The sequence below is a fragment of the Streptomyces spiralis genome (assembly GCF_014654675.1).
Taxonomy (GTDB): Bacteria; Actinomycetota; Actinomycetes; order Streptomycetales; family Streptomycetaceae; genus Streptomyces; species Streptomyces spiralis.
The window spans coordinates 107,426-122,848 of record NZ_BNBC01000030.1; the positions used below are offsets into that span (position 1 = coordinate 107,426).

Below are 15,423 nucleotides of genomic sequence, written 5' to 3' on the forward strand. Positions count from 1 at the left end.
CGATTGTGCCAGCCTGATGTCGACGTGTCAGGCGTCAGCGGTCGGGGATGGGGGAGCGGGATGCAGGAGGACCACGAGCCGTTGGACGACGGACATTTCAGTACGCCCGGTGCACCGAGCACACCGACGGAACCAACCTCAGCGAGCGATCCGAGAACAGCTTCCAACCGCACCCGACCTCTCCGCCCCCGGTCTGAGTTCCGTCAGTCACCATCCTGGGGGCTGTGCCTACAAGCCCTCGGCACCCTCATGATGAGCGTCGCGGTGGCTTGCGGGGCGGATTCCTACCGTCTCATGCACCAATGGAACACCGGCTCGCACTGGGTGAGAACAGGCGTGGAACTCATCGTAATGACAGTGATGTTGTCCAGAGGGCGATGGGCCCTGCGCGAAGGAGGCCGGCACCGGGCAGAGGTGCTCGAGTCCTTCGACCGCCTTCCTCATGACCAGCCCGTCGTCCTGCTCCTGCGGTCGTTCGCCGACGACGAGGGCATGGCGTCGATCCAGACCGGCTCGATGAAGTACGGACCCTGGGGCGCGGACACCGACACCGAGGAGGAACAACTACGCAAGGCTGTCGCACCCTTCGGCACCATGGTGGCGCTGGGACGACCGGGCGACCGGCTGCCGCAGGTCGGTGCGGGACGCCACTACTCCTCGGACCTGGAGTGGCAGCGTCAGGTCCTTGCGGCGCTGGACCGCGCGGTCCTCGTCCTCCTGGTCTGCGGTCCGGGACGCAGTCTCAGGTGGGAGGTGGAGCAGGTGGTGGCCCGCTGCGATGCGGAGCGACTGGTGCTGATCGGTGTGCGCGACGCCGCGCAGTACGAATCCTTCAGGGGCGCCCTGCAGGACGTCTTCCCCAAGGGGCTGCCCCCCACCTCTGAGGACGGCGAGAGCTGGAGGAAGCTATGGGAGGCGCCGACCACCTTCGTACGTGAGGCGGTCTGGTTCGACGCCGACTGGACACCGCACATCACCCCGCTTGGCAGTGACGACGATCCCGCGTTCGATACGGGTCGGCTCGTCGACCCGCACGCATGGGTGAAGTCAGCCTTCCCCCTGGCGATCCGGCCGGTGTACCAGCGAGCCGGGCTCAACCCCCCGGGACTGCCATCGACGCGCCTGCCCCGTCCCTGGCCGGTTAGGACAGCGGTGCCACTCCTCGCGTTCGCATGGGCTGCGGCGCTCGCCGTGCCACCGGCGCCCTCGGGCGGCGACATCCTGACGCTCCTCCTCTTCGTGGGCCTTCCGCTTGCCGGGATGCTGTGGGGCGCATGGCGTGGCGCAAGGGGTTTCCACATCCTGCTGACGTTGTTCTGCGCCGGGCTGCCCCTTGTTCTCACGCTGGTCGACTGTTTCGCAATGTTCGTGCTCCATGCGTCGGAACCCCTCGTCCGCAACCCGCTGCTCGCCCCCGTCGGGGCCGTGATGGTCGTCGGGGCCCTTCTCCTTCATCACCGTGACGCGCGCATGTGGAGGGCTTCGCTGGCCTACCAGAACACGCCGCCGAGGCGAGGTGCCCAGTAGCGCTTCGTGAGTCCTTCGCATGGTGGTGGACAGCGAGTCCAGCGCGGACGGCCGCGGCCGTCAATTTGGCGGCGAACTCATCGCTCAGGTGGACGCGTTCGAGGCGCGCGGGCTTCCGGCAGCCGAGGCGACCTGTGCCAGCCTGATAGGCGACTACGCCGTGGCGACCGTCGAGACCTCCGGTCCTGCGCTGACCCCGTCTGCTACAGGTGGCCGGCCTGCACGCCTGCTGGGGAACACGAAACTCCAACGACCTGCTGCGGTGGCCGCGAGTGGTGGCCTCCGGACGGCGGGCGTGGGCCGCCCCTCACTGAGCGTGGAAGCCAGGCCGTTGTTCTTGTGGAGACCGGCGTCCCGGGCCCCGCGAGACCGACCAAGCCGATGTTCGCGGCTCCTACGGTCTGTTGTTCCTCACCTGCTTCCTCGCGAGCGGCCCAAAAGATCCGCAGGCAGGAACAGGGCCACGAATACGCCGCTGCACAGCTCATCCGGCTCGGCTGTCGATGACCCGATCCGTTCACGAAATCGAGTCGCTATTCGAAGCGGGGTGCCTCTGTGTCTTCTCAGCCGGCGGCATCCGGGTCGAGGGAGTCCGGCGCGTCGGAGGAGTCGGCGGAGAGTCTCGCCAGGATGTCCCTGGCGTGGGCCGCCGACTCCTCCCAGGCTCCGTTGGCGGCCCACTTGAAGGCCTCGACGGCGCCGTCGATGTCATCGGCTCTGCCCAGGCTCATGCCGAGGTTCATGGCTGCCATGCCGCCCTGGACCGGGTGTCCGCTGGTCATGAGGTGGCGGTACGTGCTGCGGGACTCCTCCTCACGGCCGGCCTCGCCGAGCATGACCGCCAGGTAGAAGGTGGCGGCGAGGGAGAGCTGGGGGTGACCGGCGCGGATCGCCCGCTGGTAGGCGTCGTGGGCGTCGTCGTAGTTCTTGTGATGTTGGTGGTGTGTGGCCTGCGTCAGGGCGGCGATGGTGGCGAGTTCCGCGTCGCCCTGGGCGACGGCGGCGCTGTAGGCGTCGTCGAGGATGCTGATGGCGCCCTCCTGGTCTCCGCGGAGGTCGCGCAGGCGAGACCTGGCGATGAGGGCCAAGGGCGTACCGGTGCCGGGGGACAGGGCGAGCACACGGTGGAGACGGTCCCTGCTCCACTGCGGCTCGGGCTTTCCGCGAAGTCTGGTGACGTCGTAGAGGTAGTAGTGGGCGCGGGGATCGGCGCACCCTGCCTCGACGACTTGGTTCAGGACGGTGAGGGCCTCCTCCATGGGGCGGCGGTGGGCCAGCCAGTACCCGTAGTCGAACGTCAGAGGGGCCTCCTGGGCGCCGGAGGGCTCGTTGGGGGAGCGGACGGAGAGGCCCGCGAGGCAAGCGCGGGCCTCGTCGGTCATGCCAGGGAAGTCCAGGGCGCGGGCATAGGCGGAGCGGGCCTCGTCGAGCGTGTACTCGCAGGTCAGGAGATCACCGAGACGCAGGGCGGCGTGCGCGGCGGCCTCGGGATCCTCGGCGGTGAGAGCGAGTTCCCAGGCGCTGCGGGCCCCCGGGACGTCACCGGTCCGCTGGCGGACGAGAGCCAGGAACGAGGCCATTGCGGGATGGTCCTCGGACGGGATGCGCGGGAAGGCGCGCTCCAGGAAGAGGCGGCACTCGGAGATCTGCCCTTGCTGTAGCAGGTGACCTGCCATGGCGAGGAGCTCCGGGACGTCACCGAGAACCAGGAGGCGGGCCAATCCGGGGGCAAGCCGGGTCTCCGCGGCTTCGATCTCGTCGAGCCGCCCCAGCCTCGCGGCGGCCGAAACGGACTCCTTCTGGTCGTCCGAGTCGCGGGCCCGTTTATAGGCAACCCGGGCGCCCGCGTAGTCGTGGGTCGCCACCAGCAGGTCGCCCAGCGTGTTGGCTGCGGCGGCGGCGAAGGGGCTGTCGTGTTCGGCGGCACGGACGAGTGCCTCGCGGGCGGCTTCCGGTTCCCCGCGGTCGATGAGGGCGAGGCCTCGGCCGAACTCCGCGTAACCGGCGACGCGGGTATCGTCGGCGCTGGTCAGCGGGCCGAGGAGGTCGTACAGGCCGTCCCGGTCGCCGCTCGCCGAGATCCGTTGCGCCTGCTGGATGACCGCACTCCAGTCAGGGTCGACGGGGTCCGGGGGAACCAGCCCCGAAGGTCCGGCCACCGGCAGAAGGTCCGCCGCCTCGCCGTCCGCCGTGGGGGAGTCCAGAGCCTCGCGGACCTCGGCGAGCCGGGCGGCGAGCTCCGGGTCCGCCTCCTCGATCTCGGCGAGGTCGGTACGCAGGTCGAGGCTCTGGGACCAGAGGACACTTCTCCCCAGTTCCAGGAACTCCACCGCGTCGGCGGGCCGGCCCGCCTCCAGGGCGGCCAGGGCCGCCATGGGCACCAGGACCGACTCGTCCTCGAGCACCGCCTCCCGAACGGTGCGGGGGGCTCCCACCCAGGCGACCAGCGGCATCAGCTCCATCAACTGCCGGCAGGCGGCCAGGGTCTCGTCGTCTGGGCGGCCGGTGACCGTGACCCATCTGCGGGCGGCCTGGAAACGCGCGCGGGAGGGGGCGGAGACGCAGGTGGCCAGGGAACGGAAAGCGGCGGCGGCCTCCCGCCGCGCCTCCGGGGCGGAAGTCGACGAATCGAGGGCGCACACCGTGTCGTCGGTCCGTGAGTGGTGGAGCAGCGTCTCTCCCAACACCAGGGCCGACAGCGCGGAGCGTTCGACTCCTGCCCGGTGGAGCACCTGTCGGAGGAGGGAGATGGAGCGGTCCAGATCCTTGTGATCTCCAAAGGCACGCCACCGCCTGTAGAGCGTCACGGCGGTGTTGTTCGTCAGGGGGATCCAGCTCCTGAGGGGGAGCTCATCCTCCGACTCGGCCTGCCGGACACCGAACTCGATGGCCCGGTCGAGCGACTCGGTGTGACCGCCGAGGAGCTCGTTGCCGGGCGCCCCGGCGTCGGGCTCGGTGTCGCCGTCGTCCTCAGAGACGCCGCCACCATAGCCGTCCCAGCCGTCGGCATGGATGGAGAGCAAGGCGGCGACAGCGTTGAAGTGGGCGTGGGATCCCGGATTCGCGGTGGTCACGGCCTGTTCCGCGTAGGACAGGGCCTGGCTGAGGTCGTCGGGCGAATCGTCGCGTGAGCAGCGGCTACGGAGCATGTTCGCCGCGGCGGTCAACCGGTCTGGCCACAGCGAGTGGTTCTCGGGCGTGTGGCGGAGAACGATCGCCATGGTGTCCAGCGCCTCGTCTAGGTCCGAGGGAATCTGGTGGAGGTTGTAGCGTTGGGCGAGTGCGGTCGTCAGGTTGTAGGCGATGGAGAGACCGGAGTCGTCGTAGCGGGCGGGCGGATCGACGCCCTCCTCACCGGTCCTCGCGCGGATGGACGCCCAGGCCGCACGCCAGATCTCCAGTGCCCGATCCAAGTGCTCCACCACGCCGCTCTGCTGGTACTTCTGGCTGAGGCAGGTGGCCAACTGAAGACGAGCCGCTGACTCCGGTCCCGTCGGGACGGGAACGGCGGCCGCCTGCTGGGCGTATCTCAGCGCCTCGTCGAGATCGGAGGGCCGACTGAAGATGTTGAAGCGATCGTGATGGGTGGCGGACCGGACGGTCAGAAAGCTTTGCCGCATGCGCGGGGGGACGTCCGGACGCTCCAAAGCCTCGGTCACCAGCGAGAGGGCGCGTTCGAAGTCGGCGTGGTCGTGGCCGACCAGTGCGCGTAGACGATAGGCCTCGGTTACGGCGTAGACAACGGCGAGCCGCTGTCGTTCGTTCGCCAGGCCCGGCTGTCGGTCGCGCAGCGCATGTTCGCCGTGGTCGATGGCGCGTGCGAGGTCCCCCACATCCGTCCCGTGGTCGTAGCGACCCCAGTAGTTGATCGCCAGGAGTGCCCGGCACAGGAGGGCCGGTTCGGGAAGGGAGCAGGACGTGGCCCGGGCGAGGATGCGTTCCCATGCGGCGAGAGCCGTGTCGTGGGCCGCCGCACTGTCGTCGAGCATCGTCAGCGTGAGCACGTTGAGCGCGTAGGCGTGGAGAAAGCCGCCCAGTTGCGGTGCGTTGTCCGGAAGGAGGGAGAGAGCTTCGGCCATGGCCTGATTGGCCTGGTGGAGCTTGACGGCCGGCCGGTCGTCGTGTTCGGCCAACTGGGCCAGTGCGGAGCCGTGGGCGGCGAGCAGCGTGGCGCGAGTTCGCGACGACAGGGGGAGCGCCAGCGCTTCCCGGTACGCGTCAACGGCCTCGGCCTTCAGGCCCCGGTCGTCGGTCACCATGCCCAGCCGCAGTCGCACCATCGCCAGGTTCGGGAGGAAAGAGCGCAGCAGTTCGAAGTTCCCTGTGCGCCTCCCGTGCTCGACGACCTCGGTGGTCTGATCCAGAGCGGCGCGGAGGTTGTCCTCCTGGTCCCGAAATTCGCTCAGGTGGATGAGGGTGGCGGCCAGATCGCCACGCATCGACACATAATCGTCGGACTCCCTGGGAGTGAACTCCAAAGCTGTGAGACCGAAGCCGACGGCCTCCTCGAGGAGTTTCGGATCCCCGTCGAGTGCGCCGGCCTCCCTGAGGGCGAGTGCCAGGTTGGCCACTGAGGTGCCCTCGGTGGGGCGCAGCGCGGCAGCCTGGCGGTACGCCTCGATCGACCGCGTCAACAGGCTTCGGTCCCCGGTCCGGTCCCAGGCGTTGTTCAACAGTTGCCCCAGCCGGTGGTACCGATTCCCGCGGACGCTGTCGGACGCGGGCCGGTGGGCGAGCGTCTCCGCCTTGGTGATCAGGGCGAGATGCAGGTCCGTCGGGACCGCTTGTGAGTGGAGGCAATCGATCAGCGTGTGCCAGACGCTGATCTCCGAGACGGGATTGGTGGCGGCCTCGTCCAGAAACCGGAAGGTGAGGGCCCGGGCCTCCTCGCGCGGCTCGGGACGATCCGAGCGGTCTGCGACGGCCAGCAGCTCCGGCAGCATGTTGGATACGCAGGCGAGGCGCTCCTCGCCGGTCAGCAGCTCGAGTGCCTGCCGGTAGGCGTCGACGCCCTCGCTCAGGTTGCCGAACGACTCGGCGAGCTCCCCCTTGCTGAGCAGGTTGCCGAGGGTGAAGAGCAACTTGCCACGGAGATCGGGTGAGGTCTGCGGGTCGGCTGTCGCCGTCCTTAGCAGCTCCACGGCCTTGACCAGGTCCTCCCGGCTCTCCGTCCGTTTGCCGCGGGCGGCGCGGAGGTTGCCTGTCTCGGCCTGGTAGAGCCATCGAAGGTGTGCCTCGTTGGACTCGATCGCGGTGTCGAGGTCCGACAGCCGGGCCTTGTCCGGGTTCTCCACGAAGTAGAGCCTCTCCTCGTGTGCGTCCGCGTCGTCCTGGTCATCGGCTCGCGGTTTCACGGGCATTTCTCCACCGTCTCGACGACCAGGACGTCCGAGAGCGGGACACCGACCCGCCCCGGCTTGGTCTTCAGGGTGAGGCGACGTCCGTCGCCGGTCGCCCCGTCACCGCACAGCACGGCGCCTGTCGTGGTGCGCACCAGCAGCTTCGGCTTCGCCTTCTCCGGCCCGTACCAGGTGGTGCCCACGGCGGCCACCAGGAACACTGTGCAGAGAAACGTCGCAATGATGCCGTGACGCAGGTCCTTCAAGGCCGTCAACGCCAGTAGGTGATTCTGGGTGGACGCGGAGGTCCGGCGGTCGACCGGACGGGTTCGGGGCCTGCCGTTGTGGGCGCTCAGCAGGCGGTAGGCACCGTAAGCGCCGGTGGCCAGGGAGACGAGCAGCAGGCAGCCGATGACGACGTTCCAGGGCGGCTCAACCTTGTCGACCTCACTGGGGCCTCGGATCAGGCTGAAGCCGACAAGCGCGAGGAGGAGGCCGCCCAGACCGATCCGCCAGGAGTGGGCGGCCTCGCGCACGAGGGGGAGCTCCGCCCGCAGGGCTTGCTGGTGCTCCCGAGCACGGGCGGCGTCGGACGCGTCCATGGGGCGGCCGGGACGAATGGAGATGCTCATGACGTGGTGATCTCCAGGGACCAGAAGGCGCCGCAACCGAACTGGCCTTCCTGCCGCCCGGGATGCTCCTCCTGGCAGGTGCAGATGACGTCTTCCGTGCGGACGTTTCCAGAGGGCGGAGTCGGCCCGGCGCTGTTCCGGCGCCGCGGCCAGAAGGTCTTGTAGACCCCGTCGACCACGGGAACGCGGATGGCGTGACCGCAACGCGGGCACGGTCCGTGAAGTTCGGCAGTGCCGCTTCCGAGTCGGATGAAGGTGAACCGCTGTGCCGCTTCCTCCGCGTACTCGTTCTGGTGGATCTCTTTGTACGGTACGAGTGACATGAAAGCCCTCCTTTGATGTCGGGCGGACGGGTGGGGTGGGTCAGGGGCCGATGTGGGTGAACGCGGCCCACCTGCTGGGGCGTTCGGGAGTCTCGTTCCGCAGTCCGATCACCGCCTCTGTGACGGCGGTCGCGGATTCCTGCGGGCGGAACAGTCCGCCCCGTGTCAGCGATCCGAACACGTCACGCGTGAGCCGGGTGGCCGTGGCCGCGTCGATCGACCACAGGGTGGCCACCACACGCCGGAAGCCGGAGTAGTGCAGCGCGGCCCCCATGGTGATGGCCTCGTCGCTCAGCGAAAGTCCGCCGGAAGCCGTCATACAGGCGGAGAGGAAGGCGAAGTCCCCGTTGTAGGAACGGCCGCCGAGTTCCCTGATGCCCAAGGTGCCGTCGGTGAGGAGGAGTCCGCCGTTGGACGGGGCGAGTGGGTCCTGCCGGCCGTGGCAACTGAAGTGTGCCCAGCGGTGCTTCGTCAGTTGGCCGAGGACCGCTTCCCGAGTGGCGTCCGGGCCCTCCAGTACGGTCAGCCGGTCGGACCCGAACACGTTTTCCAGCGCCTGGAGTTCGTCCTCGACCTGCGGAAGGGGAGGCATGCCGTCCGCCTCCTGGACGGCGACCACCAGCAGCTTGTCGGTCTCCGCCGACTCCGGTTCCGGCGAACGGGTTGCCCGGGCCAGCGCCCGGAGTGTCGGAACGTAGGAGGAGACGGTGCGGTCCAGGACCGTACGTCCGCTCCCGTCGTGGTGCCCGGCGGCGTGGAGCGGGAGGAAGGACAGCAGCCCGGTCGGACACCACCAGATCCTGTGCCTGGCCTCGGCGTCGGCTGTCGTGGAAGCGTCCATCGCCCGGAGAACCGGCTCGGCGACGGTGTCCCAGAGCCAGGCGAGCTGCGGTACAAGGGTCCCGTCCAGCTCGGCCTGGGCCTTGACCATCTCGATCTTCGCGGCGTGGTGCGCCTGGTAGGTGGCGGACACCTTGCGCACCCGGACTCGCTGCTGGGTGTGGTGCACCCGTCGAGCGGCGATGTCTGTCCGGTGGAGTCCCGTCAGGTGCCTCGCGGTGCGGTCGACGACCTCCGCGGCGGACAGACCGGGCAGAGGCACGGCCGTCACTCCGGACGCCGTCACCAGGAGCGCGTGGCATTCCTTGGCGATGTTGATCAGCACTCCGGTACCGTCACTGACCGCCGACGCGAGGTCCTGTGCGCGCGGCGGTGCCAGGAACGAGGCGAACTGCGGTCCTAACCGGCGCACGCGGGCCACCAGTTCGTCCCACTCGTGGGCCAGCGCGATCCGCTGGTCCGTTGCGCTCAGCCCCTGCGGATGCGTCCCCCGTAGCATGCTCAGAATCTATGGCAAGGGATAAACCGTGCTCAACCCATTGTCCCGTTCCGCAATGAAGATCCGCCATCCTGAAGATGCTGGTCAGGGTGCTGGTGTGAGTGGTTGTTCGTGTACTCGTGCTGGTCGTGGGCGGTTGTCCGGCGTGAAGATCGTTTGCCGCGGAATGTCGCGGGCGACGACTCGCCCGCGACAGTTCGGGACTCCGCGTGGCGGGGTCAGAACTGGTTCTCACCGCCGTTGACGTGCAGGGTGGTACCGAGCATGAAGCTGCTGTCCGCGGAGGCGAGGAAGGCCACGGCGGCGGCGACCTCCTCCGGGCGTCCCCTGCGGCCGATCGGAACTCCCGCCGCGAGTTCCGCCTTGATGGCGTCCGCGTTCTCCTCACCGATGGCGATGTCGACTCCGGGGGTGTCGATCGCGCCCGGCGCGACCGTGTTGACCCGGATGCCCCTGCCCTTCAGCTCGTTGGCCCAGGTCCGCGCGAGGGACCGGACCGCGGCCTTCGACGCCGCGTACAGGCCGAAGGCCTCCCGGCCGTCGTCGGCACGGATGGAGTCGTTAAAGATCACCGAGGCGCCGTCGTTGAGCAGCGGCAGCGCTTTCTGCACGGTGCGCAGTGTGCCCCGGACATTGACGCCGAAGATTTGATCGAACTGTTCCTCGGTGACCTGTTCCAACGGTGCGAGCGTGGCCATGCCCGCGTTGGCGAAGAGCACGTCCAGGCCTCGGCCACGGTCACGGATCGCGTCGTACAGCCGGTCCAGGTCGGCTGGCTCCGCTATGTCACCCGGCACCGCGGTGACGGAGTCACCGATCGACTCGACGGCCCTGTCGAGCGCATCCTTGCGCCGACCGGTGATGAACACATGGGCACCCTCGGACGCCAGCCGCGCTGCGGTGGCCAGGCCGATTCCGGTGCTGCCGCCGGTGACGACGGCGGTCTTGCCTTCCAGCTGTCCCACTGCTTGAACTCCTCAAACTTAGATACCGATCGGTGCAGAATTAAACGGTAGCACTTCTGCACCGATCGGTATCGAGGGGTAGGATGAAGCCGTGGAGATCACTCGGAAAGCGCCTCTCGGCCGGCCAAGGGGGTTCGACGCCGACGAGGCCCTGGAGCGGGCGATGATGGTCTTCTGGGAGCAGGGCTACGAAGGCGCCAGCCTGACCGACCTGACCCACGCCATGGGCATCACCCGCAAGAGCATGTACGCGGCCTTCGGCAACAAGGAGGAGCTGTTCCGCAAGGTCCTGGAGCGCTACACCGAAGGCCCCGCCGCCTATGCGGCCCGCGCACTGGAGGAACCGAGCGCCCGCGAGGTGGCCACGGCGTTCCTCGCCGGCTCGGTCAGCGCGACCACCCGCCCCGGCTGCCCCGCCGGGTGCCTCGGCGTACAGGGCTCGCTGGCCGCCGGCGACTCCGGCCGGGCGGCCCAGGATGCCCTGATCGCCTGGCGCGACGACGGCCGTGCCCGCCTCCGTCACCGGTTCCAGCAGGCTGTCGACGAGGGTGACCTGCCGCCCGGCGCGAATCCGGAACTGCTCGCCCGATACGTCATGACGGTGTCGAACGGCATCGCCGTCCAGGCTGCCGGCGGCGCCACCCGCTCCGAACTCCAGCAGGTGGCCGACGCGGCGCTGCGGAACTGGCCACCCGTCTGACAGTAGGTGCCCGTGGGAGCGTGTCGCGCCATCCGAAGCGAGGAACCGCTCCCAAATCAGCGACATCGCCAGCCATCAAGTCTCCGCTTGGACAAGGAAGTTAGCCGCCGCGGGTCACAGAACCGCTCTCGGCTGACTTCACCATCCCAGGGCACACCGGGTGACTTCGAGGTTCGTCAGGACGTGCAGGGCCCGCAGGAGCGTGGAGGTGTGCCGGACGTGCAGGCGGAGCTTGCTGAGGATCCTCCAGTTTTTCAGGTGGGCGAAGGCGTGTTCGCAGACCGCGCGGACGGACGCGATCAGCTTGTTGACCTGCTTCTTCGCCGACGTGAGCGGTTTGGTGCGGGCGGCCTTGTAGCCGGTGATGACCACCGGGTTGTCGACACCGTCGTCCATGCCGATGAAGCCGAGGTCGCCGATGGCGCCGAGCTCGTGGGCGCGCAGGCGCTCGACGAGTTTGCTGTAGCGGGCGGTGGTGATCTCCGAGGAGCGTCCCGGGCGGGCCGCAGACAGCCAAAGCAGGCGGGCCACGCTCGTCGGTGAGCGCGAGGAGGAGCAGGCCGTGGGCCTTGTGTTTCCCGCTGTAGTTGCGGCGGTTGTCCTTCCCCGTGCGGCGCCGGCTGCCGATCAGGGTGCCGTCGACCAGGACGACGTGGCCGCCCTTTCGGGTGACCTTCTTCAACGCGCGTGCCAAGGACCGTTGTCCCGGGCGAGCGCGTCGCGCAGGGCGCGCCAGGTTTCGCCCTCGACCCAGCCCGGCTCGATGAGCCCCGCCTCTTCGAGCCCGTTCAGGGCATCGCTTACAGATCGTTTCAGAATGAGGGTGCTGGCTGTTCGTCATCGAGTCTTTGAAGCACCTGCGTGAAGTCAGCGGCGTCGAGCAGGCCGGCGAGTACCTGGATCATTTTGTCGATGCCAGGATCCCGGACTATCAGTCCGTCAGAACACCAGAAGTAGCGGCCGCTCGACTCCTCGCCTGATGGGGGTGCGGGTCCCGGTGAACGTGGACAGTGAGGGAGTCTCGCGTGCCCGGAGGGTTCCGGTCGCTCACGGAGGGGTCCCCTCACGCCCGCAATCCGTCCACTGCCGTGTCGATCGCTGCCAGGGCTGCCGTCCTGTCGAGCCCCGCCCTCGATACGAGCGAGAGGCCCTGGACGACATAGAGCAGGAGCTGCGCCTGTGCCTCGGGGGGGTGGGTGTCCGTGACCTCTCCGGCGGCCTGTGCGCGGCGGAGTGCGCCGGCGAGGATGTCGGTGAACCGGCGGTACGAGCGGGTGACGATTTTCGTGGCTTCGCTGTCCTGGGGGACGAGTTCGGCGGTCGTGTTGCCGACGAGGCAGCCCTGCGGCACGCCCCTGTCGGAGATCAGTTCGTCCAGCCGCGCGGGATGGGTCAGGATCTCACGGAGGGCGGGCAGGAGCGGGCTGGTGTCGAGTGCGGTGATCAGGTGCCGCTCGTACACCTCCCAGTAGAGCCTGACGGCTTCGAGGTAGAAGCGGCGCTTGTCGCCGAATGCGGCGTACAGGCTGCCGCGCTCGACACCCAGCGCGTCGACGAGGTCCTGGATCGACGTCGCTCCGTATCCCCGGGACCAGAACAGTTCGAGTGCGCGCTCCAGCGTCTGTTCCTTGTCGAACTCGCGGGGGCGTCCGGTTCGTGCCACGTGCTCGATACTACGACTTCTTGACTAGGCGTTCAAGAAGTCGTAGCTTCCGCTGTGGCACTTCTTGAACGGATGCACGGAAGTCGGCCCCTGGCCGGCACGAAGGGCGAAGCAATGGAATTTGCAGGCAAGACTGCACTCGTCACCGGATCCGGCGCCATCGGCGGACTCGGGCACGCGACGGCCAGGGTGCTGGCCGGAGGCGGAGCCGACCTGATCCTGACCGGTACCGATCCGCAGCGCGGTGCCCAGGTCGTGGAAGACCTTCGCGCAGCCGGTGGCGAGTGCGCCGGGACGGTGCGTTTCGTCCCTGCCGATCTGTCCGACTCGGCGGCCGTGCGACAGCTGGTCGAGGACGCCGGAGCCGTCGACATCCTGATCAACAACGCGAGCGTGATGACGTTCTCCCCGACAACCGAGCAGGACCTCGCGAGCTACGACGCCGCCTTCGCGGTCAATGTGCGTGCCCCGTTCCTGCTCACCGCCCTGCTCGCGGAGAAGATGGCCGCGGGCGGCGGCGGCAGCATCGTCAACGTCAGCTCCACCGCGGCCGGCCTCGGCATGCCGGGCATGGCCGTGTACGGGGCCACCAAGGCGGCGCTCGAATCGCTGACCCGCACCTGGGCGGCGGAATTCGCCGAGTCCAACGTGCGGGTCAACGCCGTCGCTCCGGGCCCGATGCGCACCTCGAAGGTGGTCGCGGCGATGGGCCCGGACATGGGTGGCATGGGCCTGACCACCGCACTCAAGCGCACTTCCGACCCGGCCGAGGTGGCCCACGTGATCGCCTTTCTCGCCAGTGACCGGGCCAGTTACATGACCGGGGCGATCGTGGCCGCCGACGGTGGCCGCACCGCAATCTGAAGAGAGACAGAACAATGGATCGTCTTGCAGGAAAGCACGCACTTATCACAGGGGGGACGAGCGGCATCGGCCTGGAAACGGCCCGCGAATTCCTCGCCGAGGGAGCGACTGTCGCCATCACCGGCCGTTCGCAGCAAAAGCTGGACGAGGCAGCCCGGCAATTGGACGGCCCGCTGCTGACCATCGCCAGTGACGCCGGCGACGTACCCGGCCAGGCGGCCCTCGCGGCGCGGCTCCGGGAGGAATGGCCGAAGCTCGACATCCTGATGAGCAACGCAGCCGATATCACCCACCTCCCGATCGAGGCATGGACCGAGGAGGCGTTCGACAGGCTCCTCGCGACCAACCTCAAGTCGCCGTTCTTCCTGATCAGGGACCTGCTGCCGCTCTTCTCGCAGCAGTCCTCGGTCATCCTCGTCGGCTCGGTCTCCGCGTACATCGGACACGAGAACGCGACGGTCTACGGCGCGGCCAAGGCGGGCCTGCTCTCCTACACGCGCGGGCTGACCTATGAGCTGAAGGACCGGGGCATCCGCGTCAACGGACTGAGCCCCGGCCCGACGATCACCAACGCGTTCGCGCCCCTCGGCCCCGAGCGCCAAGCCGCCCTCTACGAGGAACTCCGGCAGACCGTGCCCCTCCATCGCATCGGCACCGCTACCGAGATGGCGAAGGCGGCTGTCTACCTTGCCTCGGACGAGTCCGCCTACACCGCAGGGACCGTGCTGCGTGTCGATGGCGGCATCGGGGAGCTTGCCTACTGAAGCACCTGTTCCTGGCGCTTGTCGACGGCGAGCGCGCCGTTCAGAATCACGATGCTGAGGTCGCGGATGTTGCTGATGTCCGCGGTGGGATCGCCCTTCAGCACGAGCAGGTCGGCGCGCTTGCCGGGGGCCACCGTGCCGAGGTCGGGGCGGAGGCACTGCCGTGCCGCGCCGCTGGTGCCTGCGGTCAGCACCTGGGCGGGCGTCATCCCGGCCGCCACCATGAGCTCGGCCTCTTCCAGGGTGTTGGCCCCGAACAGGCCCCGACCGCTGAACGTGTCGCTGCCCAGCGCGATGTGCACGCCGGCCTGAGCGACCTTCTTGAGATTGCCGCGGGCGTCCGGGTGGGCGTCGTCGATCCAGAGCGTGGGCGTGTAGGTGATGCCGTGTTCGAGCATCAGGTCGATGAGCGAGTGGTCGGTGAGGGGCTCGACGGTGACACCGTGCTCCAGGCCGTCCGCTCCAGCCTCGATCGCCTCGCGTGCCGCGGCCTGCTGGGTGGTGTGGACGGTGACCCGAAGGCCCCGCTCGTGCCCGGTCTCGATACCCGCCCGTAGAAGATCGAGGGGAAGCCGTTCCAACTCGACACCATCCGGGAAGGCGGGATTCTTCCAGAGGTACTTCGGCCCGCCGGAGTGTGCGCACGCACCTTCCGACAGGAGTTTGATCGCGTCCACCTTGCGGTCGGCGAGATGGTGCACCAGGTCGCGCATCTGCTGCACGCTCTCGACCTCTCCCGTGAAGCGCTCGCGCGCCCAGGGGTTGCCACTGAAGACTGTGGCGGCGGGGTGCCCGTCGCGTCCGGTGATGCCGCAACCGGTCGCCAACAGTCGCGGGCCCCGCAGCGTGCACGCGGCGATCTTGGCCCGCGTGTCCAGGATTCCGTCCGTCGGATCGCCCACCGACTTGATGGTGGTGATCCCGTGGTTGAGGAACAGCCCGAGCTTTCCGGGAAGCCCGTTCTCCTCGAAGGCCCGCATCGAGTTCGGACCGGAGACCGCGCGCGCACGTCGTAGAAGTGGATTTGACTTCCTCCCCCTCGTGAACGAGGGGGATTCCTACGGCTCGCGCCGTGGGGCTTTCTGCTTCACTGCCGACTGCCCGCCCGGAGTTCTCCGTTGAGGTCTTACACCGGCTCCACAGACAGACACCGCCAGCCCGGCGGCCAGAAGGTTCTTCGCCGCGTTCACGTCCCGGTCATGGGCCGTGCCACAGCTGTCACACGTCCACGTGCGGACGTTCAGCGGCATCTCCGGCTGGAGGGTGCCGCAGTGGGAGCACAGCTTGGAGGAGGGGAAGAAGCGGTC

13 protein-coding genes are annotated in these 15,423 nt (G+C 68.5%); 4 read left to right on the forward strand and 9 right to left on the reverse strand.

The window, feature by feature from the left end:
* The first annotated feature begins 336 nt into the window (after positions 1–336).
* Positions 337–1,527, forward strand: a complete 1,191-nt coding sequence (locus IE318_RS27710) for a hypothetical protein (protein ID WP_189904657.1) — start codon at positions 337–339, stop codon at positions 1,525–1,527.
* Positions 1,528–2,090: 563 nt separating this feature from the next.
* On the opposite strand, the gene IE318_RS27715 is transcribed toward IE318_RS27710, so the two are convergent.
* The 5 genes from IE318_RS27715 to IE318_RS27735 form a co-directional block, all read right to left on the reverse strand.
* Positions 2,091–6,881: a tetratricopeptide repeat protein gene (locus IE318_RS27715; RefSeq protein WP_189904660.1), complete on the reverse strand. Its 4,791-nt coding sequence runs from the start codon at positions 6,879–6,881 to the stop codon at positions 2,091–2,093.
* On the reverse strand, positions 6,878–7,498 hold the full coding sequence (locus IE318_RS27720; RefSeq protein WP_189904662.1) for a hypothetical protein: 621 nt from the start codon (positions 7,496–7,498) through the stop codon (positions 6,878–6,880). Before IE318_RS27720 ends, IE318_RS27715 begins: the two co-directional genes overlap by 4 nt.
* Positions 7,495–7,821 (reverse strand): hypothetical protein, encoded by a 327-nt coding sequence (locus IE318_RS27725; RefSeq protein WP_189904664.1) that lies wholly within the window; start codon positions 7,819–7,821, stop codon positions 7,495–7,497. The genes IE318_RS27720 and IE318_RS27725 overlap by 4 nt, the downstream gene beginning before the upstream one ends.
* A 40-nt stretch (positions 7,822–7,861) precedes the next feature.
* Positions 7,862–9,160 (reverse strand): CHAT domain-containing protein, encoded by a 1,299-nt coding sequence (locus IE318_RS27730; RefSeq protein ID WP_189904666.1) that lies wholly within the window; start codon positions 9,158–9,160, stop codon positions 7,862–7,864.
* 218 nt (positions 9,161–9,378) lie between these two features.
* Positions 9,379–10,125 (reverse strand): SDR family oxidoreductase, encoded by a 747-nt coding sequence (locus tag IE318_RS27735; protein WP_189904668.1) that lies wholly within the window; start codon positions 10,123–10,125, stop codon positions 9,379–9,381.
* A 91-nt stretch (positions 10,126–10,216) separates the two neighbouring features.
* Here IE318_RS27735 and IE318_RS27740 point away from each other — a divergent pair, with 91 nt between their 5' ends.
* Positions 10,217–10,825, forward strand: coding sequence for a TetR/AcrR family transcriptional regulator (locus tag IE318_RS27740; protein ID WP_189904678.1), 609 nt, complete (start codon positions 10,217–10,219; stop codon positions 10,823–10,825).
* Between the two features lie 138 nt (positions 10,826–10,963).
* Here IE318_RS27740 and IE318_RS27745 read toward each other — a convergent pair whose 3' ends face one another.
* Positions 10,964–11,356: a transposase family protein gene (locus IE318_RS27745; protein WP_229903784.1), complete on the reverse strand. Its 393-nt coding sequence runs from the start codon at positions 11,354–11,356 to the stop codon at positions 10,964–10,966.
* Between the two features lie 532 nt (positions 11,357–11,888).
* A complete protein-coding gene (locus tag IE318_RS27750; RefSeq protein ID WP_189904680.1) occupies positions 11,889–12,488 on the reverse strand; it encodes a TetR/AcrR family transcriptional regulator in 600 nt (199 codons plus the stop codon).
* 114 nt (positions 12,489–12,602) lie between these two features.
* Here IE318_RS27750 and IE318_RS27755 point away from each other — a divergent pair, with 114 nt between their 5' ends.
* Positions 12,603–13,352, forward strand: coding sequence for an SDR family NAD(P)-dependent oxidoreductase (locus IE318_RS27755; RefSeq protein WP_189904682.1), 750 nt, complete (start codon positions 12,603–12,605; stop codon positions 13,350–13,352).
* A gap of 14 nt (positions 13,353–13,366) precedes the next feature.
* The gene (locus IE318_RS27760) at positions 13,367–14,116 is read left to right on the forward strand and encodes an SDR family oxidoreductase (RefSeq protein WP_189904684.1); all 750 of its coding nucleotides are present in this window, start codon (positions 13,367–13,369) and stop codon (positions 14,114–14,116) included.
* On the opposite strand, the gene IE318_RS27765 is transcribed toward IE318_RS27760, so the two are convergent.
* Both IE318_RS27765 and IE318_RS27770 read right to left on the reverse strand, forming a co-directional pair.
* Entirely contained in the window at positions 14,110–15,096 is a 987-nt protein-coding gene (locus IE318_RS27765) for an amidohydrolase family protein (RefSeq protein ID WP_229903785.1), read from the reverse strand. The two genes, IE318_RS27760 and IE318_RS27765, sit on opposite strands and share 7 nt — an antisense overlap.
* A gap of 78 nt (positions 15,097–15,174) precedes the next feature.
* Positions 15,175–15,423, reverse strand: a 249-nt coding sequence (locus tag IE318_RS27770; RefSeq protein ID WP_189904686.1) for a zinc ribbon domain-containing protein, incomplete at its 5' end; no start/stop codon positions are given.

What these genes read in the sequence shown, in the direction of transcription:
- IE318_RS27765 (WP_229903785.1), bottom strand. Translation starts at nt 15,096, where the DNA reads ATGCGGGCCTTCGAGGAGAACGGGCTTCCCGGAAAGCTCGGGCTGTTC.
- IE318_RS27720 (WP_189904662.1), bottom strand. Translation starts at nt 7,498, where the DNA reads ATGAGCATCTCCATTCGTCCCGGCCGCCCCATGGACGCGTCCGACGCC.
- IE318_RS27760 (WP_189904684.1), top strand. Translation starts at nt 13,367, where the DNA reads ATGGATCGTCTTGCAGGAAAGCACGCACTTATCACAGGGGGGACGAGC.
- IE318_RS27755 (WP_189904682.1), top strand. Translation starts at nt 12,603, where the DNA reads ATGGAATTTGCAGGCAAGACTGCACTCGTCACCGGATCCGGCGCCATC.
- IE318_RS27730 (WP_189904666.1), bottom strand. Translation starts at nt 9,160, where the DNA reads ATGCTACGGGGGACGCATCCGCAGGGGCTGAGCGCAACGGACCAGCGG.
- IE318_RS27725 (WP_189904664.1), bottom strand. Translation starts at nt 7,821, where the DNA reads ATGTCACTCGTACCGTACAAAGAGATCCACCAGAACGAGTACGCGGAG.